This window comes from Vreelandella venusta, assembly GCF_015689495.1.
In the GTDB taxonomy this organism is placed as follows: Bacteria; Pseudomonadota; Gammaproteobacteria; order Pseudomonadales; family Halomonadaceae; genus Vreelandella; species Vreelandella venusta.
Genome location: NZ_CP065135.1, coordinates 3664809 through 3687411, shown reverse-complemented (window position 1 = coordinate 3687411; position 22603 = coordinate 3664809). Strand labels below are relative to the sequence as shown.

Annotated in this window: 21 protein-coding genes and 1 pseudogene; 18 read left to right on the top strand and 4 right to left on the bottom strand. The window is 54.0% G+C overall.

The window, feature by feature from the left end; genetic code table 11:
• Window positions 1–80: 80 nt before the first annotated feature.
• The 11 genes and pseudogenes from ribF (at window position 81) to IR195_RS17140 (ending at window position 8947) form a co-directional block, all read left to right on the top strand.
• Window positions 81–1118 (top strand): bifunctional riboflavin kinase/FAD synthetase, encoded by a 1038-nt coding sequence (ribF, locus tag IR195_RS17185; protein WP_125751665.1) that lies wholly within the window; start codon window positions 81–83, stop codon window positions 1116–1118.
• Window positions 1119–1125: 7 nt separating this feature from the next.
• The gene (ileS, locus tag IR195_RS17180; RefSeq protein ID WP_206048139.1) at window positions 1126–3957 is read left to right on the top strand and encodes an isoleucine--tRNA ligase; all 2832 of its coding nucleotides are present in this window, start codon (window positions 1126–1128) and stop codon (window positions 3955–3957) included.
• Window positions 3950–4498, top strand: coding sequence for a signal peptidase II (gene lspA, locus IR195_RS17175; protein ID WP_125751658.1), 549 nt, complete (start codon window positions 3950–3952; stop codon window positions 4496–4498). The genes ileS and lspA overlap by 8 nt, the downstream gene beginning before the upstream one ends.
• A 27-nt stretch (window positions 4499–4525) precedes the next feature.
• Entirely contained in the window at window positions 4526–4969 is a 444-nt protein-coding gene (gene fkpB, locus IR195_RS17170) for an FKBP-type peptidyl-prolyl cis-trans isomerase (protein ID WP_125751655.1), read from the top strand.
• 55 nt (window positions 4970–5024) lie between these two features.
• Window positions 5025–6005 (top strand): 4-hydroxy-3-methylbut-2-enyl diphosphate reductase, encoded by a 981-nt coding sequence (ispH, locus tag IR195_RS17165; RefSeq protein WP_206048138.1) that lies wholly within the window; start codon window positions 5025–5027, stop codon window positions 6003–6005.
• Window positions 6006–6068: 63 nt separating this feature from the next.
• Window positions 6069–6470, top strand: a complete 402-nt coding sequence (locus IR195_RS17160; protein ID WP_206048137.1) for a type IV pilin protein — start codon at window positions 6069–6071, stop codon at window positions 6468–6470.
• Window positions 6471–6515, top strand: a pseudogene (locus IR195_RS20500) (prepilin-type N-terminal cleavage/methylation domain-containing protein); the annotation flags it as partial.
• A gap of 67 nt (window positions 6516–6582) precedes the next feature.
• Window positions 6583–6876, top strand: coding sequence for a hypothetical protein (locus tag IR195_RS17155; RefSeq protein ID WP_241006751.1), 294 nt, complete (start codon window positions 6583–6585; stop codon window positions 6874–6876).
• A gap of 13 nt (window positions 6877–6889) precedes the next feature.
• The gene (locus IR195_RS17150; RefSeq protein ID WP_206048136.1) at window positions 6890–7363 is read left to right on the top strand and encodes a PilW family protein; all 474 of its coding nucleotides are present in this window, start codon (window positions 6890–6892) and stop codon (window positions 7361–7363) included.
• A 29-nt stretch (window positions 7364–7392) separates the two neighbouring features.
• The gene (locus tag IR195_RS17145; RefSeq protein WP_241006750.1) at window positions 7393–7875 is read left to right on the top strand and encodes a pilus assembly PilX family protein; all 483 of its coding nucleotides are present in this window, start codon (window positions 7393–7395) and stop codon (window positions 7873–7875) included.
• A gap of 49 nt (window positions 7876–7924) precedes the next feature.
• Window positions 7925–8947 (top strand): tryptophan--tRNA ligase, encoded by a 1023-nt coding sequence (locus IR195_RS17140; RefSeq protein ID WP_125751643.1) that lies wholly within the window; start codon window positions 7925–7927, stop codon window positions 8945–8947.
• A gap of 70 nt (window positions 8948–9017) precedes the next feature.
• Here the strand turns inward: IR195_RS17140 and IR195_RS17135 are convergent.
• Window positions 9018–10378 (bottom strand): IS3 family transposase gene (locus IR195_RS17135; protein WP_206048135.1). Its coding sequence is split into 2 segments (ribosomal slippage): window positions 9018–9922 and window positions 9922–10378, totalling 1362 coding nucleotides; the frame shifts between segments, so codons are not numbered across the junction.
• A gap of 328 nt (window positions 10379–10706) precedes the next feature.
• Between IR195_RS17135 and IR195_RS17130 the strand changes: the two genes are divergently transcribed.
• The 5 genes from IR195_RS17130 to IR195_RS17110 all read left to right on the top strand — a co-directional run bounded on the left by IR195_RS17130 (window position 10707) and on the right by IR195_RS17110 (window position 16498).
• A complete protein-coding gene (locus tag IR195_RS17130) occupies window positions 10707–11471 on the top strand; it encodes a PoNe immunity protein domain-containing protein (RefSeq protein ID WP_206048134.1) in 765 nt (254 codons plus the stop codon).
• Window positions 11468–12268, top strand: a complete 801-nt coding sequence (locus tag IR195_RS17125) for a PoNe immunity protein domain-containing protein (protein ID WP_206048133.1) — start codon at window positions 11468–11470, stop codon at window positions 12266–12268. Before IR195_RS17130 ends, IR195_RS17125 begins: the two co-directional genes overlap by 4 nt.
• 246 nt (window positions 12269–12514) lie before the next feature.
• A complete protein-coding gene (locus IR195_RS17120) occupies window positions 12515–13030 on the top strand; it encodes a hypothetical protein (protein ID WP_206048132.1) in 516 nt (171 codons plus the stop codon).
• Window positions 13031–13427: 397 nt separating this feature from the next.
• Window positions 13428–14639, top strand: a complete 1212-nt coding sequence (locus tag IR195_RS17115; RefSeq protein ID WP_206048131.1) for a YeeE/YedE family protein — start codon at window positions 13428–13430, stop codon at window positions 14637–14639.
• A gap of 179 nt (window positions 14640–14818) precedes the next feature.
• A complete protein-coding gene (locus IR195_RS17110; protein ID WP_146945093.1) occupies window positions 14819–16498 on the top strand; it encodes an NAD-dependent malic enzyme in 1680 nt (559 codons plus the stop codon).
• Window positions 16499–16582: 84 nt separating this feature from the next.
• Here the strand turns inward: IR195_RS17110 and acnA are convergent, their stop codons facing one another.
• Window positions 16583–19315, bottom strand: coding sequence for an aconitate hydratase AcnA (gene acnA / locus IR195_RS17105; protein WP_206048130.1), 2733 nt, complete (start codon window positions 19313–19315; stop codon window positions 16583–16585).
• Window positions 19316–19587: 272 nt separating this feature from the next.
• Here acnA and trxB point away from each other — a divergent pair, with 272 nt between their 5' ends.
• A complete protein-coding gene (gene trxB / locus IR195_RS17100; protein WP_125751631.1) occupies window positions 19588–20538 on the top strand; it encodes a thioredoxin-disulfide reductase in 951 nt (316 codons plus the stop codon).
• 28 nt (window positions 20539–20566) lie between these two features.
• On the opposite strand, the gene IR195_RS17095 is transcribed toward trxB, so the two are convergent.
• Complete coding sequence (locus tag IR195_RS17095) at window positions 20567–21091, bottom strand: GspH/FimT family protein (RefSeq protein ID WP_125751628.1); 525 nt, start codon at window positions 21089–21091, stop codon at window positions 20567–20569.
• 78 nt (window positions 21092–21169) lie between these two features.
• On the opposite strand from IR195_RS17095, the gene thiO reads away from it, so the two are divergent.
• Window positions 21170–22279 (top strand): glycine oxidase ThiO, encoded by a 1110-nt coding sequence (gene thiO / locus IR195_RS17090; protein WP_206048129.1) that lies wholly within the window; start codon window positions 21170–21172, stop codon window positions 22277–22279.
• A gap of 32 nt (window positions 22280–22311) precedes the next feature.
• Here thiO and IR195_RS17085 read toward each other — a convergent pair whose 3' ends face one another.
• Entirely contained in the window at window positions 22312–22578 is a 267-nt protein-coding gene (locus tag IR195_RS17085; RefSeq protein ID WP_038478351.1) for a PP0621 family protein, read from the bottom strand.
• Between the last annotated feature and the right edge of the window lie 25 nt (window positions 22579–22603).

The following is a 22603-nucleotide window of genomic DNA, read 5'->3' as shown; positions in this document are numbered from 1 at the left end:
ACCTGATCAGCGCGTTCGTTATAATCAAACGCTTTTAGACGGCAAACGCTTTTAAAAAAGGCTTTTAAAAAAGAGGTGCCATGCACGTCATTCGAGGTCTGCACAATCTGACAGCGGCTCATCGGGGCTGCGTTGCCACCATCGGTAATTTTGATGGTGTGCATCGCGGCCATCAGGCGATCCTGCAGCAGTGCCGTGAGCATGCGGCGCGCTTGAAGGTGCCGTTGACCGTGGTGGTGTTTGAGCCTCAGCCGCGGGAGTTTTTTGCCGGTGATCAAGCGCCGCCGCGGCTTACCCGCCTGCGTGAAAAAGTTCGCTTGCTACGAGACCATGGTGCCGAACAGGTACTGTGCCTGCCTTTCAACGATGCCTTGCGCAGCCTGACTGGGCGCGAGTTTATCGATCAAGTGCTCATTGAGGGCTTGGGAGTGCAGCATCTGGTGGTGGGCGACGACTTCCGCTTTGGTTGCGACCGCCGTGGTGACTTCACCTTGCTTGAAACTGTTGGGCAGGTGGAAGGATTTGGTGTTGAACACACACGCACCTTTAAGGTCGATGACGAGCGTGTATCCAGCTCGCGCGTGCGCACCTTGCTGGCCAGCGGTAACTTTGAGGTCGCTGCACGCCTGCTTGGCAGGTCGTATTCGCTGCATGGCCGTGTGGTACGCGACCAGCAGCTAGGGCGCACCATTGGTGTGCCTACCGCTAACCTGCCGCTGTTGCCTCAGCCATTAACGCTGCGCGGCGTGTTTGCTGTGGTGGCCGAGCTGGCTAATGGTCAGCGCTATCCCGCCGTGGCGAATGTTGGTTTTCGGCCAACGGTGGGATCTAAACGCCCCACGCTGGAAGTTCATCTGTTGGATTTTTCAGGCGACCTCTATGGTCAGCGGCTGACGGTTTACCCCTGCGCGCGTTTGCGTGGGGAAGTGAAGTTTGACGACTTTGATGCGCTAAAAACGCAAATTGAACACGATCAAGCCAGAGCGCGCCGCTACTTTGCAGCAGCGGGTGCTGGCTGCATGAATTCTCTTCCGCTGGCCTCGGCCCCGCTTGGGCGTGAGACCGCTTCTTCTGATTTCTCTTCGGCGGATAACGCCGCCGATGCTAACGACGGCTGACCGGACTATGGATTATAAGCACACGCTAAACTTGCCAGAAACCGACTTTCCTATGCGCGGCATGCTGCCGAAGCAGGAGCCAGGGCGCGTTTCTAAATGGCAGGATATGAACCTATACCAGCGACTGCGCGATGCCCGTGCGGGTGCGCCGCTGTTTGTTCTGCACGATGGCCCTCCCTACGCCAACGGCAGTATCCATATTGGTCACGCTCTCAATAAAATCCTTAAAGACATTATTGTTAAGTCGAAGAATCTGGCAGGCTTTGATGCCCCTTACGTGCCGGGCTGGGATTGCCACGGTCTGCCTATTGAGCACAAAGTAGAAACCACCCACGGCAAACATTTGGCCGCGGATAAAGCTCGCGAGCTGTGCCGTGAATATGCCGGTGCGCAGATTGAAACGCAGCTCGCTGACTTCGTTCGCCTGGGCGTCATCGGTGACTGGGACCACCCCTATCGCACGATGGATTACGCTAATGAAGCGGGCGAAATCCGTGCTTTGGCGGCGATGGTAGATGCAGGCTATGTGTTCAAAGGCCTAAAACCAGTTAACTGGTGCTTTGATTGTGGCTCGGCCTTGGCTGAGGCGGAAGTTGAGTATGCCGATAAAAAATCCGATGCTATCGACGTCGCTTTCCCGGTAGAAGATGCCGACAAGCTAGCGGCGGCCTTTGGCCTAAGCGAATTGCCCAAGCCGGCGGCGGTGGTGATCTGGACCACCACGCCTTGGACAATCCCCGCTAACCAAGCGCTGAACGTTCACCCTGAGTTTACCTATGCGCTTGTGGATACCGGCGAACGCCTGCTACTGCTCGCAGAAGAGCTGGTAGAAAGCTGTTTGGAGCGCTTTGAGCTGACGGGCAGCGTAATTGCTACCGCACAAGGTGCCGCGCTGGATCTGATCAATTTCCGCCATCCGTTCTATGACCGCCTCTCGCCGGTTTACCTAGCGGATTACGTTGAGTCCGAAGTGGGCAGCACGGGCATCGTTCACTCAGCGCCTTCTTACGGTATGGATGACTTCATCACCTGCCGTGAGCATGGCATGAGCTTTGATGACATGCTTAACCCAGTGCAGGGGAACGGTGTCTATGCTGATGATCTGCCGTTCTTCGGCGGCCAGATGATCTGGAAAGCCAATCCGCATATCGTTGAGAAGTTGCGCGAGGTTAATGCGCTAATGGCGCACACGCCTATCAAACACAGCTATATGCACTGCTGGCGCCATAAGTCCCCGGTGATTTATCGTGCCACCGCCCAATGGTTTGTGGGCATGGATATCAAAGGTAAAGACGGTAAAACCCTGCGCGAGCGGGCGTTGGAAGGCATCGAAGCCACCGAGTTTACCCCCGCGTGGGGCAAGGCGCGTCTGCATAGCATGATCGCTAATCGCCCGGACTGGTGTATCTCTCGCCAGCGTAACTGGGGCGTGCCGATTCCGTTCTTCTTGCATAAGCAAACCGGCGAACTGCATCCCAAGACGGTTGAGTTGATGGGAGAGGCGGCTAAGCGCGTCGAGCAAGAGGGTATCGAAGCGTGGTTTAAACTCGACCCCGCTGAGCTACTCGGTGCCGAAGCTGCTGAGTACGACAAAGTCACCGATACATTGGATGTCTGGTTTGACTCCGGCTCCACGCACCGTCATGTGCTGCGTGGCTCGCATCCTCATGGCCATGAAAGCGGCCCGCGTGCTGATTTGTACCTGGAAGGCTCGGACCAGCACCGTGGCTGGTTCCATTCGTCGCTACTGACCGGTTCGGCGATTGATGGTCATGCGCCATATCGTCAGCTGCTAACCCATGGCTTTACCGTCGATTCACAGGGCCGTAAGCAGTCCAAATCGCTGGGGAATGTGGTCGCGCCGCAAAGTGTGATGGATAAGTTGGGCGCTGATATTTTACGTCTATGGGTCGCGTCTACCGACTACTCCGGTGAAATGGCGGTGTCCGACGAAATCTTGAAGCGTACCGCCGATGTGTATCGGCGCATCCGTAACACCGCGCGCTTTTTGCTTTCAAACTTGAATGGTTTTGATCCGGCAAACGACCAGGTGGCCTTTGACGATATGCTGGCACTGGATCAGTGGGTGGTTGACCGTGCGGCACAGCTGCAGGGGCGTATCGAAAAAGCCTATGAAGAGTACCGCTTCCTGGATGTGTATCAGCAGGTACACGGTTTCTGCGCACGGGAATTAGGCGGCTTCTACCTGGATGTCATCAAAGATCGCCAGTACACCACCCAAACGGATTCACTTGCCCGCCGTAGCGCACAAACCGCGCTTTATCATGTGGTTGAAGCGCTGAGTCGTTGGATTGCACCGATCTTGTCGTTTACCGCTGAGGAGATCTACGAGCATATTCCTGGCCAGCGTGGCGACAGCGTACTGCTGGAAACTTACTACACCGGGCTTAGCACCTTAGATGATGGCGCTGAGCTGGGCCGTGCCTTCTGGGAGCAAGTACTGGAAGTGAAGCACTCGGTGAATAAGTGCTTGGAAGACGCTCGTAATGCCAAAGTCATCAAGGGCAGCTTGGCGGCGGAAGTTACGCTGTACGTGAGCGACGAACTGAACGCTACGCTGTCCAAATTGGGCGACGAGCTGCGCTTCGTGATGCTTACCAGTGAAGTCCATCTAGCACCGCTAGCGGATGCCGCCAACGCAGAAAGCACCGAGCTTGAAGGCTTGAAAGTGGCGGTTAGCGGAAGTGAGCACCAGAAGTGCGAGCGCTGCTGGCACCATCGTGCTGATGTAGGCACCCATGCCGAGCATGCCGATCTGTGTGGTCGCTGTATCAGTAACCTTCCAGAAGGCAGCGGCGAGATTCGTTACTATGCCTAACACTGCGTCAACCACCAATGATCCACACCAGCGGCCGCCAATGCGGCGACCGCTGCGCTGGCTGTGGCTAGCGGTGGCGGTCATCGTGTTAGATTTGCTGACCAAATACACCGCCAGCCATTTGTTGAATTACGCCCAGCCCGTTGAGGTGCTGCCGTTTTTCAACCTAACGCTGCTGCACAATACTGGCGCTGCGTTCAGCTTTTTAGCGGACCACCCCGGCTGGCAGCGCTGGTTTTTTGCGCTGATTGCCATTGGAGCCAGCATTGGCTTAACCGTTTGGCTCTCCCGTGTTAAGGCGGATGAAAAGCTGCTGGCCGTGGCGTTGCCGCTGATTATTGGCGGTGCCCTGGGTAATCTGTATGACCGTTTAGTACATGGCTATGTGGTGGACTTTTTATCGTTCCATGCCGCTGGTTGGTACTATCCTGCCTTTAATGTGGCGGATATCGGCATTACGCTGGGGGCGGTGGGGTTAATTTGGGAGTCGATAATGGGTGATCGACGTCGTAAGAAAGCCGCGCTACAGCAGCGTGATTGAAAGCCATAGAGTGACGAGTGAGGAACCATGGACTACCTAATTGACGATGGTATGGAAATTACCCTGCACTTCACGCTGAAGCTGGAGGATGGCACGGTAGTCGATTCCACCAAAGAGAAAGCCCCGGCGACATTCCAGTATGGCGACGGTAACTTACCACCTGGCTTTGAGCACCCGATTAAAGGCATGGCCGCAGGCCAGAGCGGGTCGTTTCAAATCACGCCTGAGCACTCCTTTGGGCAGCATAATCCGCAAAATATTCAAACGCTGAAGCGTGCCGATTTCGGTGATGAAGCACCTGAAGTCGGTATGGTGATGTCATTTGCTGATAAAGCGGGAACGGAACTGCCTGGCGTGGTCAAAAGCATAGACGGCGACCGTGTGGAAGTGGATTTTAACCATCCGCTAGCCGGCCGTACGTTGACGTTTGAAGTCGATGTGCTGAACGTAACGCCCATCACCAAACACTGATTTTAAGCACTCGTTTTCATTTAACCGGCGATGCAAGTTGCATCAAGGCGCTTTTATGCAGTCATCAGAGTCCTCTCAGCCAATACAGATCAAGCTGGCGAACCCGCGCGGTTTTTGTGCTGGCGTGGATCGCGCGATCGACATCGTCAACCGCGCGTTAGATGTCTTCGGCCCGCCCATTTACGTGCGCCACGAGGTGGTACATAACCGCTTTGTGGTGGAAACATTGCGCGAACGTGGCGCGGTGTTCGTTGAAGAGCTGCATGAAGTGCCTGACGACGTGATCGTGATTTTCTCGGCTCACGGTGTGTCTCGTGCCGTGCAACAAGAAGCTGAGCAGCGCGGTCTCAAAGTCTTCGATGCGACCTGTCCATTGGTTACCAAAGTGCATTTGGAAGTGTTGCGTTATGCTAAGCGCGGCCAAGAGTGCATTTTGATTGGTCACGAAGGCCATCCGGAAGTCGAAGGCACCATGGGGCGTTACGACACTTCCCACGGTGGCCAGATTTACCTGGTCGAAGATGAGCAGGACGTGGCGAAGTTGGGCGTCAACGATCCTTCAGCGCTGGCGTTTGTGACTCAAACTACGCTCTCGATGGATGACACCGCTAAGGTGATTGATGCATTGCGGGAGAAGTTCCCAGAGATCCAGGGGCCGCGCAAAGATGATATCTGTTATGCCACTCAAAACCGCCAGGATGCGGTGCGTGAGCTAGCGGCAGATAGCGACTTGGTATTGGTTGTCGGCAGCCCCAATAGCTCCAACTCTAATCGCCTGCGCGAGCTTTCCGAGCGGATGGGCACGCCTGCCTATTTGATCGATAATGCCGACCAAATTGCGCCAGCGTGGCTGGAAGGTGTCAGCCGCATTGGTGTCACTGCCGGAGCCAGTGCGCCAGAAGTGCTGGTGAAAGGTGTTATCGACAAGCTGCAGGCCTTTGGTGCAGAGGTGCCTGTTGAACTGCAGGGCCGCGAAGAGAATATTACCTTTTCTATGCCGAAAGAGCTGCGTGAGCAAGTGATTGTAAGCGACTGATGCAAAGCATATCGGTTTGCGACATACTCAGGGTATGGGCTAACTGATATAGGAGCGCGTTCAGTGCCTTTGCCTTTTGCTAACCGTGCTGGGTGCCAGGAAGCTCGTCAGCACGGTTTTACGCTCTTTGAAATGCTGATTGTCGTCGCTATCATCAGCATTTTGGCGGGCATTGCCTACCCCAATTACACCCGCTATGTTGAGCGCTCGCTACGCACGGATGCCCATGCTGGTTTGCTGCAGGCCGCCGCCGAGCTTGAGCGCTGTTACTCTCGCCAATATACGTATGCCGGCTGCTCCTTTACTCCCTCTTCTCCCGATGGTAACTACACGATTACAGCCGATGACGGCGGTGAGGACGATGGCGGGTTTTTACTGACGGCGACAACATCACAAACTGACGGTTGTCACAGCGATATTCAATTTAATGCGCGAGGTGAGCGCCTGCCTGAGGCGTGCTGGTAAATGGTTAGGCAAAACGGCTTTTCGCTAATTGAAGCGCTTATCGCGCTGGTGATTTTAGCGTTTGGGCTAATAGGTGTCGCCGCGATGCAGATAACAGCACTGCAAAGCGCTAGTGCAGGCTACACAGTCGCTAGCGAACGTCGCAGCGGTAGATGCCCAAGAGCGGATATGGGCAGCGCTTTCCTCGTACCAAGACTGTGGCACGATTCCGTTAACCACTATTGAGTCCGCATGGCATAGCCATTGGTTTGCAGGCCAGCAAGCGGCGCTAGGCTATGCCCAGGGGCAACAGAGTCGTATTGAGCGCCAAGGCTGCCGGTTTGATGTGGTGGTGCGCCTGCGGACTGAGCCTAATGAGTCCGACGATATCTTCAACTACGTGTTCCAACTTCCCAATCAGCCGTAAAGGTAGGCCTGCCATGGATGTGCAGCGCGGTTTTACGTTAACAGAGCTACTGGTCGCCATGGTCATTGGGACGGTGGTGATTCTGGGTGCTGGACAGCTTTTCTTGAGCACCTTTCATACGTTTAAGCAGGTAGATCAATTGGGGCGTCATCAGGAAGCGCTTCTTTACGCGGCGACATCGATTACCGACACCCTACGCAGGCACGGCGCTACCGACTCAAACGGAGCACCTTTTTTTCGCCTGCAGTGCGTGGTGATTGAGTCTGACTGTCGCTGCACGGTTCAGGATATGCAGGAGGCTCAGCCGCTGGTCACCTTTGATTATGACGCTGGCGCTAGCTGTGAGCGGGACGAACCGCTTGGAGCACCCGCTACCAACGGGGGCAGCGTGGTGTCACTGCCATTAGGTCGGCAAGGGGCCAATATCGATTTCCACGTTACCCATCGAGAGGCTGCTCTGCAGTCTGCGTTTTCGGCTAGTCCATGAACGGTGTGGAGTGCGCACAAGGAGGCGATATGCAGCTTAGACCGCAGGAGCAGGGCGCTGCGCTCGTTGTGGTGATGGCGCTGCTAGCTAGCGCGTTGATTATTGGCGTTATCTGCGTTCAATCTGCGTTTGTGGATGAACGCTTAGCGAGTAATTACCGGGCATCGACGTTAGCGCAAATGCGCGCTGAAATAGCCGCCTCGAAAGCAGTGGCATCATTCAGTGAATTAACCTGGGGAGAAAGCGTGCTCACCATCAATAGCGATCAAACTCTCCGCTGGGAGGATGTCGTAGCGCACCCATCGACCACGCTGCTGGGGGAGGACTGCGAGCATAATAGCTGCTTATTTACGCCCGTTGAGCGTGACGGTCAACCTTGGGTAGTGGCGTTAGGTGCGGTTATTAGCGATGCCGATAGTGAAACGTTACTGGCACAGAGCCTACCTGTGTTTATCAAAGTAGAAGAAGGAGAGGAAAGCCATCAGACACAGGCGACGGTGGTTTGGCATTAAGTGTACAATGACTTACCTTTTTTGACCTTTATCCAGCTGGATCCACACTATGAGTCAGACAGCCAAAACCCGCGTGCTGACCGGGATTACCACGACCGGAACGCCACACCTTGGTAACTATGTCGGGGCTATTAAGCCTGCCATTGAGGCAAGCCAAGACCCCAACGTACAGTCGTTTTACTTTCTTGCTGACTATCACGCGCTGATCAAATGCCAAGATCCGAAGCGTGTGCAAGAGTCGCGTCTGGAAATTGCCGCCACGTGGCTTGCGCTAGGGCTAGATACCGATAACGCCATTTTTTATCGTCAGTCGGATATCGCTGAAATTCCCGAATTAATGTGGATGCTTTCTTGTGTGTGCGCCAAGGGGCTGATGAACCGCGCCCACGCATACAAAGCGGCAGTCGCTGAAAATGAAGAAGCCGGTGACCAAGACCCCGATAAAGGCGTCACCATGGGCTTGTTCGGTTACCCGGTGTTAATGGCCGCCGACATCTTAATGTTTAATGCCAATAAAGTGCCGGTAGGGCGCGACCAAATTCAGCACATTGAAATGGCGCGTGATATCGGCGGACGTTTCAACCACATGTTTAAAGGCCAGTATTTCGCTCTGCCTGAAGCCGTTGTGGATGAAAAAGGCGAAGTGTTGAAGGGCTTGGACGGTCGTAAAATGTCTAAAAGCTATAACAATACGATCCCGCTTTTCTCCAGCGAGAAAAAGCTGCAGAAGCTGGTGCGCAAAATCAAAACCAACTCACTGGAACCCGGTGAGCCCAAAGACCCAGACACCTGCACGCTGTTCCAGATATTCTCAGCGTTTGCCAGCAATGAGGAGGCCGCTGCACTACGCGAGCAGTACGTGGCAGGTATTGGCTGGGGCGACGCTAAGAACCAGGTGTTTGATTACTTGAATGCGCACTTAACCGCACCCCGCGAGCGTTACATCGCGCTTATGGAAGACCCCGCGCATATTGAAGCGGTGCTGCAAAAAGGTGCTGATCGCGCCAGAGAAGAAGCCGCCGTCACCATGGATCGCTTACGTTCCGTAGTAGGTTTAGGACGCTTTGTTTAGCAGATTTAAAATTGCACTGACAAAAAACCCCTTCTAAATTGAACTGACCCCCAATAGTTGGACGGTTCATTTAGCCGGCGCCCAAGGCCTGAGTCCTGTACTGCACAGGGCTCAGGCCTTTTAGTTTTAGCTTGATCCGGTGATGGTTGTAATAGTAGATGTAGTCAGCAATACCGCGCTGCAACTGCTCAACGGTATCGAACCGATTCAGGTGAAAATACTCAGCCTTCAGAGTGCCGAAGAAGCTCTCCATCGCCGCATTATCCAAGCAGTTACCCTTGCGCGACATGCTACGAAGTACCCGCTGCTCCACCACCAAGTGGCGATAGCTAGGATGTCGATAATGCCAACCTTGATCCGAATGGAGCAGCGGCCGATCCCCTGGCATCAGCCTGTCAAAGGCTTTCTTCAACATCCCCTTCACTAGATCGAATACCGGGCGTCGCCCTGTCTGGAAGGCAATGATCTCTCCGTTATACAGGTCCATGACCGGTGACAGGTAGAGCTTCTGGTCATTGACCTTGAACTCGGTAATGTCCGTCACCCATCGCTGATGGGGGTGCTGAGCCTGGAACCGGCGCCGCAAGGTGTTAGGAGCCGCGTGGCCCTCCGCTCCCCGGTAGGCACGATAGCGCTTGGGGCGAACCAGGGACTTCAAGCCCAGCTGTCCCATCAGCCGCTGAACGGTCTTGTGGTTGATCGTCTCTCCTGCCTGCCGCAGAACAGCGGTGATACGCCGGTAGCCATAGCGCCCTTGGTGGCGGTCGTAGATCGCCTGGATATGCTCCTTCAGAGAGGCATACCGATCGACAGTGCCCAAGGCCTGTATCTGGTAGTAAAACGTGCTGAGAGGCAGCTCAGCGGCACGCAGCAGCAGAGCCAGCGAATGTTCATGCCTCAACCCTTGGACGCTCCGGGCTTTTTGCCCCGCGTCGCTTCCTCTTTTTCCCGGATCAAGGCATCGAGCTTTTTTAAGTAGGCATTCTCGGCGCGCAAGTAAGCCAACTCTTCGAGCAGGTCCTCTTGGGAGCGCTCACCATCAGGCGGGATTGGTGTGGAAGATGGCTTCTTAGTCATCGGGCGGCGTCCTTTGGGTTTTGGCTCTAGTGCAGTCAGACCACTACTATGGTACTGACGCGCCCATCTGCCAATAGCGCCCATCTCGCGGATATTGAAGAAGGCCTGCGCCTGACGCTGTGACAAGCCATCTCGCCACATCGTCTCAAGCACCTTCCGCTTAAAAGCCGCGCTGTAGTGCTTATACTGTTTGCGCAGACCTGCTACGCCGTGCTGACGGTATCTCTCGCGCCACGTCCGTACCAGAGAATGGTCCAGGCCATGCTGGCGAGCCACCTCCCTCAAGCTGGTGTTATCGTGCAGACACTGCTGCACCACCCGCAGCTTGAAGTCCTCATTGTATCGACTGCTCATAAAAACACCCCGACGGTTGGGTTGGGTGTCCAACTTTCGGGGGGCAGTTCAAAATAGAAGGGGTTTTTTAATATGGACATAGCAAAAATGCTTAGCCTTCGATTGGATAATGATTGGGTTCGCAGGAGGCATTTTTAATGCCGTTGATGGGAGGAGGGGAAATCCTGCGCTCTTGGATGAAGTTCAAGCGTCTTGGGATGCCGGCCGCATCGATAAGTATCTGGTGCGTGTCAAACCCGACGGTTCGTCCCGAGTAAGGCTGCTGGACGACAATGCTAGAATCATCGGCGATGTCCCAGGGGTCTAAGATAACAGGAGACAAAATAGCATGCTGCGTGAGACCACTCGTAAGAAAAAAGACCTTGACGAATATCTTCGTTTTTTCTCGGAGGCTTTGGCAGAGGATGAAGCCGATATCCTGAAGCCGGATCTGTGGCCGTCAGAAGGCAAAGCTATGGCGGCTGCCGGGGTGTTTTCGCAAGCAATCAATCTGATAGTTGCCCGATACTCTCGGGGCGACGGTCTGGCGGCTCTCCGTGACGACCTACCTGGGCTACTTGAGCAGCGTGAAAAGCTGCTGTACTACTGCGATGCTCTCCCCGAAGAAAAACAAGAAAATCGTCTGATGTACGAGCGCTTGAGCGATGGGGCTTATATCGAGTACTGCCGCTGGCTGACCTTCGCCGCCTGCCTGGGTGCCGATCAGGTGCATATTGATCGTGCCCTAGAGCTGATTGATAACGCAGGCGTCGATGCGCTGTTTGATCGGATCGCCATCGCGCTGGGGGATAGCGAGCGCCCGGTGGCCGAAGGCCTGCTGTACCCCAAACCCTATGCACCGCTCTATGAAGCGCTGGATGCTGCGCCTGCCCAGCAGGGCCAGTTGATCAAGAAGTTTCTCAATAGCTATGCCAAGACCGTCTACAAGTGGGGGCTAAGTTTTATCTCCATGCCGGATGACGATGGCCCTTATCATCCTGGCAACTGGTGCCTCGAGGCCGCCCTGGTGGTCAAGCTGTTTGGCATCGACGATAGCGATTTCCGCGACCACCCCCTCTATCCTGCCGCCCTGATCCATGGAGACCCTGCATGAGTGCTGAGACTTCAATGCGAGATACCCGCAAGTCGCCAGCCTATTTTACCTCCTTACTTAGTGAGCTCAGGCTGGGCTTGCAAGGGGAACCGACGGATCCCGTTAATCGGTTGCCGGATGACCGGGTGCGTAGCGCCTGGCAGCTCTTCGAGGGCAGCCTGTATGGCCTCATCGCCTGCTACTCGCAGGGCGATCCCCTGGAAAGCCTGCTCCCTCTTCTGGATGAGGTGCTTAGGCGCCGCGAACAGCTCGCCGAGTTCGGCGATAAGCTCCCGGAACGCCAGCAGGTCATGCGACGTTCGCTGGAGCAGTTCGACAGCCGCTTCGAGACCTTCGACACCTACCTGTATCACCTGTGGTGGTGGTCGCTGGCCGTCTGCCTGGATGTCGGCGAGGATTACCGCCGGCGCATGCTGGCCGTGACCGGCAACGTCGGTCAGGACGCACTGTTCGATCGGCTGGCCCAGGCGCTGGGCGATCGCGACCGCCCGCAGGCGGATCGCCTGAACTATCCCCACCTTCATGCGCCACTGCTCGAAGCGATCGAGGCACCCGCCACGCTGCGCCCCCACGTCCTCAAGCGCTTCCTTGATGGCTGGTATGCCGGATGTGAAGCCGCCGCCTGGTACGACAACCACCTCAAGGAAGATGACGAGTTCGAATTGTCGGATTTCTACGTGGGCTACTGGTGCTTTGAAGCTGCCTTGGTTGTGGCTCTCTACGGTATTGATGATAGTGACTTTCGCGACCATCCTAATTACCCGTCAGATTTAGTGCAGTACTACCGAGCATCTTGAGCGGCTGTCTGATGCTTCAAGACAACATCCAGCACGGCAGTGAAGGAATTCTTAGTTATCAAGCTTGGAGGGATTTCTCCAACAGAAATTGGGCTGAGGTCGACTTTTGAAGTCCTCTAAAAATGGAGAGAGTTGCCACCCGATTTGGCAAGAAAATTCTCAATGGCGGTAACTACGATCAAGAAACATCTGCGGACGAAAATGAGCATGCAAACTATATAAACGTTAGCGCTACGGAGGATTGGTTTGGATATTGTAGAGCATTATGTCCAACAAAATTTGGATCTATATTCGCAGAGCTGTGTGTCGATTCTAGGCCGTCTGATCGATCTTTATGAAGATGAGCAGCAACATTGTGGCACAAGACTGGAGTGTGTTTGTGAGGTGTTTGATGATTTTAAACTATCATTCACCTTTATGAGTTTTCCAAATATGGGGAACTACGGGCAGGTGCTAAGTGATGAAAGTCAATTGTTCATGATGAAGTCGAAGTTTCTGAATAAATCGAAGGAAAAGGAAATCTTAAAAAAACTAGAGAGCTATCTCAGGGCTAACAATATTAACGAAGATGAATATGATATATATGAGATAGTTGCCTCAAGAATAGTTCCAGATTGGCTTGCGGAATGTTGGGTTGCTGCAAATAAGCTAAGAATGACTAGATATAATCTCTTCTACTTTTCACATAGATATTTTAATGAGCCAGCAATTAATTTGATTAATCAAGAAATGCTATTTCTGGAGGATTTAAAAACAAGCTAAGTACCTACTCAAAATTAATCGTGTGATCAGTGCCGTAGCAGCTTAGCAAGCAGTGTACCTCATTGTATAGGCGATCAAAGCCCCTGCGAAGGCGATGATAAGGCCACCAACGTAGGCACGCCCGACGGGCAGCCCCCCAAGGCGAACCCCTTACCGGGCAGGCCCGTCATGCCGGTAATGCGGAAGCCCGCTAGGCCGCGGCCATGTGCTGATTACCGGGGGCACGACAACGTCAAAGCCAACGGGCAATCGGATTTATATATTCCATAAAGATATAAATACCTCTCGATAAGGAATTTCCCGCGCTCTACAGCTATCGTTAGTCTTATCTGTATTGTCCCACTCAGCCAAGCGCCTGTTTCTAACAGGCGCTTTTGGCGTTGTTAGAAGGTGAGCTATGTCGACGATTTCTGCAGTGGCACCTAGTCAGAACCGGGTGCCATTACTCTCAGCGGCAGCCATTGTGCTGGGCGCGGTGATTATCGGTGTCGTGTTTGGCGCCAATATTGGTCTCTTAATGATTGTTGGCGGCTTGCTTGGGCTGGTGCTGTATCACGCGGCATTTGGCTTTACCGCCGCTTGGCGGGTATTTATCACCGAGCGGCGGGGGCGTGGTTTGCGTGCCCAAATGGTGATGTTGGCGATTGCGGTGGTGCTGTTTTTCCCGGCGTTAAGCGCTGGTTCGCTGTTTGGCACTAGCGTGAGTGGTTTTGTTGCGCCGATTGGTATTTCGGTCGTGGTGGGGGCGTTTATCTTTGGTGTGGGCATGCAGTTAGGTGGCGGATGTGCCTCGGGCACGCTGTTTACTGCAGGTGGTGGTAATGCACGAATGTTAATTACGCTGCTGTTCTTTATTGTCGGGTCGGTGATTGGTTCAGCGCATTTTAGCTGGTGGCAGAGCCTGCCTGCGTTTCAGCCTGTGTCGCTGGTGAATGTGGCAGGTGCTGGCGGTGGTATCGCGATTAGCTTGGTGCTGTTTGCAGCGATTACTGCGTTTACTGTGATTATGGAAAAGCGTCGTCATGGTCACTTGGAGCAGGCACCGCTGGTCGATAAGCCTGGCAGTCAGCGCTGGTTAACGGGGCCGTGGCCGTTGATGGCTGGCGCAGTGGCGCTAGCGCTACTCAATTTCGCAACTTTAGCCCTTGCCGGTCGCCCTTGGGGCATTACCTCTGCGTTCGCGCTGTGGGGGGCTAAAGGGTTTGAGCTCGTCGGTGGTGATGTCAGTCAGTGGGGCTATTGGCAAGCGCCGGGTAATGCGGCGGCATTAGAGGCGAGTGTATGGAGTGACATCACGACGGTGATGAACGTTGGCATCATGTTGGGTGCGCTTGCCGCAGCGAGCCTAGCTGGGCGCTTTGCTCCCAACTTCCGCATTCCGTTTAAATCCTTATTAGCGGCTGTTATTGGTGGCGTTATGCTGGGGTATGGCGCGCGGCTGGCATTTGGTTGCAATATTGGCGCTTACTTCAGCGGCATTGCCTCTGGCAGCTTGCATGGCTGGATATGGATGGTTGCGGCGTTCGCTGGCAACATGGTGGGCGTTAAGCTGCGGCCGTTCTTTTTTAGCGGTGTTGAAGGTCGCCAGCCTGTTGCTAAAAGCTGCTAGTAGTTAATCAGTTTTAAGGCTTTTTATGAGCGCCTTGGTAGCTACCAAGGCGTTTTTTTATTGCCATTGCTTATGTCCCTCCCACCTTTGTCGTATTAGCGTGTTACATTACGGATAAACGCCGCCAACGCCCAGCGTTGCTGCATTGCAATAGCAATCGACATAAAAAGAGAGTGCCTATGTCTACGAAGAGTAAACGCCCCCTGTACATTCCTTACGCCGGTCCTTCTTTGCTTGAAATGCCGCTATTGAACAAAGGCAGCGCGTTTACTCAAGAGGAGCGGCTAGCGTTTAACCTGATTGGTTTGTTACCGCAAAAAGTAGAGACCATTGACGAGCAGTTATCGAGGGCTTATCGCCAGTATCAGCAGTGTCATAGTGATTTAGAGAAGCACATTCATTTGCGTGCCATCCAAGATGACAACGAAACGCTGTACTTTCGCTTGGTTTCTCAGCATCTGGAAGAGATGCTACCGATTATTTATACCCCTACGGTCGGGCAGGCATGTCAGGAGTTCTCTAATATTTATCGCAATCACCGGGGGCTGTTCATCAGCTATCCGGATCGCGAGCATATGGACGATATCCTGCGCAGTGCCACCAAAGATAACGTTAAGGTGATTGTTGTCACCGATGGTGAGCGGATTCTAGGGCTGGGTGACCAGGGAATTGGTGGGATGGGTATTCCCATCGGTAAGCTGGCACTTTATACCGCTTGTGGTGGTATTAGCCCCGCCTACACGTTGCCGATTATGATTGATGTGGGCACTAATAATCAGGCATTGCTGGAAGACCCTATGTACATGGGCTGGCGCCATGAGCGGGTTAGTCAGGAAGAGTACGATGCGTTTATGGGGGAATTTATTGCCGCTGTAAAACGTCGCTGGCCGAACGTTCTGCTGCAGTTCGAAGACTTTGCCCAGGCCAATGCGGTGCCACTCTTAGAGCGCTACCGTGACGATTTGTGCTGCTTTAATGACGATGTGCAAGGTACCGCATCAGTGGTGGTGGGCACCTTAATGGCGGCGTGCCAGGCTCGCGATGAAACGATTGCCCAGCAGCGCGTAGTGTTTGTTGGTGGTGGTTCGGCAGGCTGTGGTATTGCTGAGCAGGTGGTCGTGGCCATGCAGGCAGAGGGGCTGACTGAAAGCGAAGCACGGTCGCGAATATTTATTGTTGATCGAGATGGGTTGATGACCACGGATCAGCCTTGGCAGCGGGATTTCCAGCGCCGCTTGGCCCACGATTCTGAGCTGGTGGCTAACTGGAATGGTCAGGGGCTTGAAGAGACCATTGCCCAAATGAAACCAACGATATTGATTGGTGTGTGCGGCAAGCGCGGTATTTTCACCGAACAAGTGGTGCGCACCATGCACGCGGGCTGCGAGCATCCGGTGATTATGCCGCTATCTAACCCTACCTCTCAGGCAGAAGCGGTACCCGAAGATGTGATTCGCTGGACCGACGGCCAAGCGCTAGTCGCGACTGGTAGCCCCTTTGCACCGGTGGTGTATAACGGCCGTACCTATCCAATTGCCCAGTGCAACAATGCCTATATTTTCCCCGGTATTGGCTTAGGTGTGATTGCAGCGAACGCTAATCGCGTCACAGATGAAATGTTGATGAGCGCCTCTCGGGCACTGGCGCGTGAAGCGCCGCTGGTTAAGGAGGGCAAGGGCGCACTGCTACCGCCGTTATCGCGGATTCGCGATATTAGTAAATCGATTGCCTTTGAAGTAGCTGCCCAGGCGCAACAAAACGGCGTGGCGCTTAAAACAAGCGGTACCGAACTACGTGAGCGTATTGAGAGAGCGTGCTGGTCGCCTGAGTATCGTGCTTATCGCCGCAGAGCCTTCTAAGCTTACAAACGAGAAGCCAAACCAGAGCGTAAAAAAAAGCCCCCACCATGGTGGGGGCTATGCAAGCATTGGTAGGTTTTACCTTTAGGCTGCGCCGATCATTTTGCGCAACACGTAGTGAAGGATACCACCGTGGCGGTAGTAAGCCAGCTCATTGATGGTATCAATTCGGCACTTGGCATCAACGGTGCGCTCGCCAGCATCATTTTTGATGACGACTTTCACGCTGCCGCCTGGGCTTAAATCGCTTAAGCCAGCAATTGATATCTCTTCATCACCGGTCAAACCAAGCGTTGCACGGCTGTCGCCTTCAGGGAACTGCAGCGGTACCACGCCCATGCCAATTAGGTTTGAGCGGTGTATACGTTCATAGGACTCGGCAATAACCGCGCGCACACCCAATAAGCGGGTGCCTTTTGCGGCCCAGTCCCGTGAAGAGCCGGTGCCATACTCTTTACCGGCAATCACCACTAAGGGGGTACCTTCCTCCTTATATTTCATGGCGGCATCGTAAATCGCCATTTGCTCGCCGCTGGGAACGTGGCGGGTCTCGCCACCGACAACCCCATCCAGCATTTCGTTTTTAATGCGCACGTTGGCAAATGTGCCGCGCATCATCACTTCATGGTTACCTCGACGTGAGCCGTAGGAGTTGAAGTCGACGGGCTTAACGCCATGCTCTTGCAGGTAACGACCCGCAGGGCTGTCGGGCTTGATAGAGCCCGCCGGGGAGATATGGTCGGTCGTCACCGAGTCGCCTAACAGGGCTAGCACGCGGGCGTTTTCAACATCCTCAATGGCATCCGGCTCACGCTCCATGCCTTCGAAAAACGGTGGGTGCTGGATGTAGGTCGATTCAGGCCACTGGTAAACTTTGCTTTCAGGAACGTTGATGGCTTTCCAGGTATCATCGCCTTCAAATACTGCTCCATACTCTTTGCGGAACATCTCGGTGTTGACCTGTTCAACCGCACTGGCGATATCTGCTTGAGAAGGCCAGATGTCTTTGAGGTAAACCGGGTTGCCTTCATCGTCCTGGCCAAGTGGGTCGGACGTTAAGTTACACTGTACATTGCCGGCTAACGCATAGGCGACCACCAAGGGCGGTGAGGCGAGCCAGTTTGTTTTGACTAGCGGATGAACGCGGCCTTCAAAGTTGCGGTTACCTGAAAGCACCGATGCCACGGCAAGGTCGCCGCTGCTGATCGCTTTCTCGATCTCATCGGGCAGCGGGCCGGAGTTACCGATACACGTCGTACAACCATAGCCGACCAAGTTAAAGCCCAGCGCATTCAGGTCATCGCTTAAGTTCGCGGCTGCTAAGTAGTCGGTTACTACTTTGGAACCGGGGGCTAGCGAGGTTTTAACCCAAGGCTTGGTAGTGAGTCCCTTTTGGCGTGCATTACGTGCTAGCAGTCCGGCGGCCATCATGACGCTGGGGTTGGAGGTGTTGGTACATGAGGTGATAGCGGCAATTACCACGGCACCTGGATCGAGGTTGAAATCCTTGTCGTTAAGTTTAACGGCTTGGCTGGTGTCATGTTTAAAGCTGCGCTCAGCCCCCACCGCCGTTTGGCCGCCTTCCGAGGAGAGCTTTCCTTTTGCGGTTGTGTCTGCGCTAGTGTCCTCTTGCATGAACTTGTCAAAGGCGGCGGCCATGTCTTTTAGCGCCACACGGTCTTGGGGGCGCTTCGGACCAGCAAGACTCGCTTCTACCTCGTCCATGTTGAGGCTGAGAGAGTCGGTGAAGACTGGTTCATCCCCCGGCTCGCGCCATAACCCCTGTGCCTTGCTATAGGCCTCAACCAACGCAATTTGGCCATCTTCGCGGCCAGTAAGACGCATGTAGTTGAGCGTTTCGTCGTCGACTGGGAAAAAGCCACAGGTCGCGCCATATTCCGGCGCCATATTGGCAATAGTGGCACGGTCAGCCAGCGGCAAATCTTTAAGGCCGTCACCGTAGAATTCAACAAACTTACCTACCACGCCTTTTTTACGCAGCATTTCAGTAACGGTAAGTACTAAATCGGTGGCGGTAATGCCTTCGCGCAGCTTGCCGCTAAGCTTGAAGCCAATAACCTCCGGAATCAGCATTGAGACCGGCTGGCCAAGCATGGCGGCTTCGGCTTCGATACCGCCGACGCCCCAGCCAAGTACGCCCAGGCCGTTGATCATAGTGGTGTGGGAGTCGGTGCCGACTAATGTGTCTGGGTAGGCAAAAGTCTGGCCATCCTGCTCTTTTGTCCACACTGCGCGACCCAGGTACTCGAGGTTAACCTGATGGCAGATGCCGGTGCCGGGCGGAACAACGCTAAAGTTATCGAACGCTTGTTGGCCCCAGCGCAGAAACTCGTAGCGCTCACGGTTGCGCTGCATTTCGATATCGACGTTTTCTTGAAACGCAGTAGCATTGCCGAATTTATCGACCATCACCGAGTGATCAATAACCAGATCCACAGGAGAAAGCGGGTTAATGCGAGCGGGATCTTCGCCGAGTTTCTCAACGGCAGCGCGCATAGAGGCAAGATCTACAACCCCTGGCACGCCGGTGAAATCTTGCATGAGAACGCGGGCGGGGCGGTAGCCTATTTCACGGCTTGATTTGCCCTCTTTTTGCCAGTCCACTAGTGCCTGAACATCCTCTTGATCGACACTTTCGTCATCGCCAAAGCGCAGTTGGTTTTCGAGCAGAATTTTGAGCGTTTTGGGTAGTCGGTCGATGTTGCCGAGTGAGTCGGCGGCTTTTGGCAGGCTGTAGTATTGATACTGCTGGTTGCCTACTTCTAGCGTGGTGAGCGTATCGGGTATCTTGCCCATTGGTCTCTCCTTTGATTGCTTGGCCTTTAGCGAATTGCTGATCGCAATTAATTGATTGCAATGCTTAGGCGCGACGGTCACTGCTTTGCTTTAATGTGGCTTATCCCCAGTATGGCTTATCTTGTTAATAGCACATGGGTGTTTCACCCCCGGCTTTCAAGGTGTCTTCGCCTAATAGCGAAAGCTAACCCTTGTAATTGCTTGTACTTGACGCCATTTCAGGCAGACTCTCTTGCAAACGATATCTGCTCAATTGTGACAAAGGTGGTGTCATGGAAACGCGTCATGAACGTTTAATTATTCTTGGTTCCGGCCCTGCAGGGTATACGGCAGCGGTGTACGCCGCCCGTGCTAACTTAAAGCCGTTGCTGATTACCGGCCTGCAGGCAGGTGGCCAATTGACCACCACAACCGATGTCGATAACTGGCCCGGCGACGCACAAGGTGTTCAGGGACCAGAATTGATGGAGCGTATGAAGCAGCACGCTGAGCGTTTTAATACGGAAGTGTTGTTCGACCATATCAATGAGGTCAGCTTAGGTGAGAAGCCGTATACCTTAAAAGGGGATAGCGGAATTTACACTTGTGATGCGCTGATTATTGCCACCGGTGCCAGCGCACGTTATCTAGGCTTGCCAACCGAGCAGCAATTTATGGGCCAAGGGGTGTCTGCTTGCGCTACCTGCGATGGCTTCTTTTATCGTAACCAAGAAGTAATTGTGGTGGGAGGCGGTAATACTGCCGTTGAGGAGGCGCTGTATCTCTCAAATATCGCCTCTAAGGTTACGTTGGTGCATCGTCGCGATACGCTGCGCGCCGAGAAAATTCTCCAGGACAAGCTGTTCGAAAAAGTCGAAGCAGGCAAAATTGCCCTTGAGTGGTTCTACGAAGTGGACGAGGTGCTAGGCGATAACTCTGGTGTAACTGGCGTGCGTGTTAAGTCGACTAAAGATGGTTCTACCAAAGAGATTCAAGCGCCTGGGTTGTTCATCGCTATCGGTCATAGCCCTAATACGGGGATTTTTGAGGGCCAGCTGGACATGAATGGTGGCTATATCAAGGTGCAATCGGGCCTTGAAGGCAATGCTACCGCTACCAGCGTGCCAGGCGTCTTTGCCTGTGGTGATGTGATGGATCATATTTATCGTCAGGCGATTACCTCTGCAGGCAGTGGTTGCATGGCAGCGCTAGATGCTGAGCGCTATCTGGATGGCATCGCCTGAGTTAGTCGTGGTTTAACGCCTGCCGCGATCAACAATCGGCGGGCGTTTCATCGATGCGCAGGCGACCCAGTCGACTGAGCACGAGCACTTTTCCTGGAGCGCTTGCCGCACATATATAAAAACGTCCGTTGAAGCCATTTGCATGGCCAAGCGTGCTATAGCTCACACGCCGCTTGTTACGGTTATAAGTGATGGTAGTTGCCTGCTCCTTAGGAAAGACGCGAATAATGTCGCTGTTGGTTATTTGATTTATCGCGTCCCCCTTGATGACCAGTAGCGCGTTACTCCAGTCACTGGTGCAGCTGTTTCTTTGCTGATTGGTTGGACAAACCGTGGCCGTTTCACGCTGTGTAATCGCTGTATTACGAGCCAGCGAAAAGGCGGACTGCAATCTGTTAATATCGGCGGTAACGGCTGTGTTTCGGCCAAGTGCTTGAAAATTTGGCACTCCCCAGGCGGCTAAGGCTGAAATAAGCAGAAGAGCAATAATAAGTTCGATCAGGGTAAAGCCTTGGATACGCGTGTGTGGAACGCCGTTATTGTTAGCTGACATGGTGGCTCCAGGCGTGTGTTTTTCTACAGCCTACCTCGCGGTGATCGTTTTTTATGTAAGCCAAAGCGGACAAACGTTGTGAGCAATTTCTTAATTATTGGCGGTGGCGTGATCGGTATGATGACGGCACTGCAGCTAGCAGATGCTGGCCAGCAGGTTACTTTAGTGGAGCGCGGCATTTGCGGACAGGAGTCTTCCTGGGCCGGTGGCGGCATTGTCTCGCCGCTTTACCCATGGCGGTATGCGCCGCCAATCTCGCAGCTTTCGCGCTGGTCAGAAGGCGTGTATCCCACGCTGTCGCTACGCTTGTTGGAAGAAACCGGCATTGACCCTGAATATCGCCAAAAAGGGCTGCTCTATCTCAACGTTGACGATGCAGACACTGCGCTTGGTTGGGCGAGAGGTTTAGCCAAGCCGCTGGAGCGTGTTAGCGCTGAGTTTGTTCGTCAGAAGGAGCCCATGGTGGCAACAGCGCAGGAGAGTGCGCTGTGGATGCCGACACTTGGCAGTGTGCGTAACCCACGTCTGGGGCAGGCGTTGCGCGCTCGACTGCTGGCAATGCCGAACGTTGTGCTTAATGAAGGCTGTGAGGTAAGCCGTTTTATAACGCGTGATCGACAGGTGTTGGGCGTTGCGACTGCGCATGGGGAGCTGCGCGCTGAAAAAGTGGTGGTATGTGGCGGCGCCTGGACAGCCAGACTGTTAGAAAGCTTAACGGTTCGCCTGCCGGTACGCCCCGTCAAAGGCCAAATGATTGCTTATCAAGCGCCGTTAGGGTTAGTACAGCGCGTGGTATTGAAGGATGGCCGCTATATTATCCCGCGTAGTGATGGGTTGCTGTTGGTAGGTTCAACCTTAGAAGAAGCGGGTTTTGATAAAACGACCGATAGTGAAGCTCTGGCATCACTCAAACAGACCGCTGAAAGCATTGTGCCTGGGTTATCAGATCATCCGGTTGCTTACCATTGGGCAGGGTTGCGCCCCGGCTCACCGGACGGCATTCCATTTATTGGGGCGCTGCCAGGGTGGTCTGATGTGTACGTCAATGCGGGCCATTACCGTAATGGGTTAGTGCTGGCACCTGCGTCTACTCATGTATTGGTTGATCTGCTATTAGGGCGTGAGCCACTTATCGACCCAGCGCCTTTTCAGCCGACAGCAGATCGATTAATCACGGATTTGGCATAGCTTACGGCTGACGCTGTCTATCGTTAGCGATTTCAATCGCGGTTCTGCTTATCTTGTTGCTCTTGCAAAAAACGATCCCGATGAGCGCTTGAGCAAAACCACTGTTCGCTATCGCGTAAGGCTTCTTCTTCCGGAACGTGGACATCGCACCAGCGGCAGCGCACCATTTGTCCGCCTTCATGGCGTTCGGGTTCACTCTGTTGGTGGGAAAGTTTGCGCTCTCGGTAGAGACCATAAAGTTTCAGGCCCACATAGAACAGCACGGCAAAAATAATCAGCCGAATGATCAAAAGGTTCATCCTCTATGACTCCCATGGTGGGATG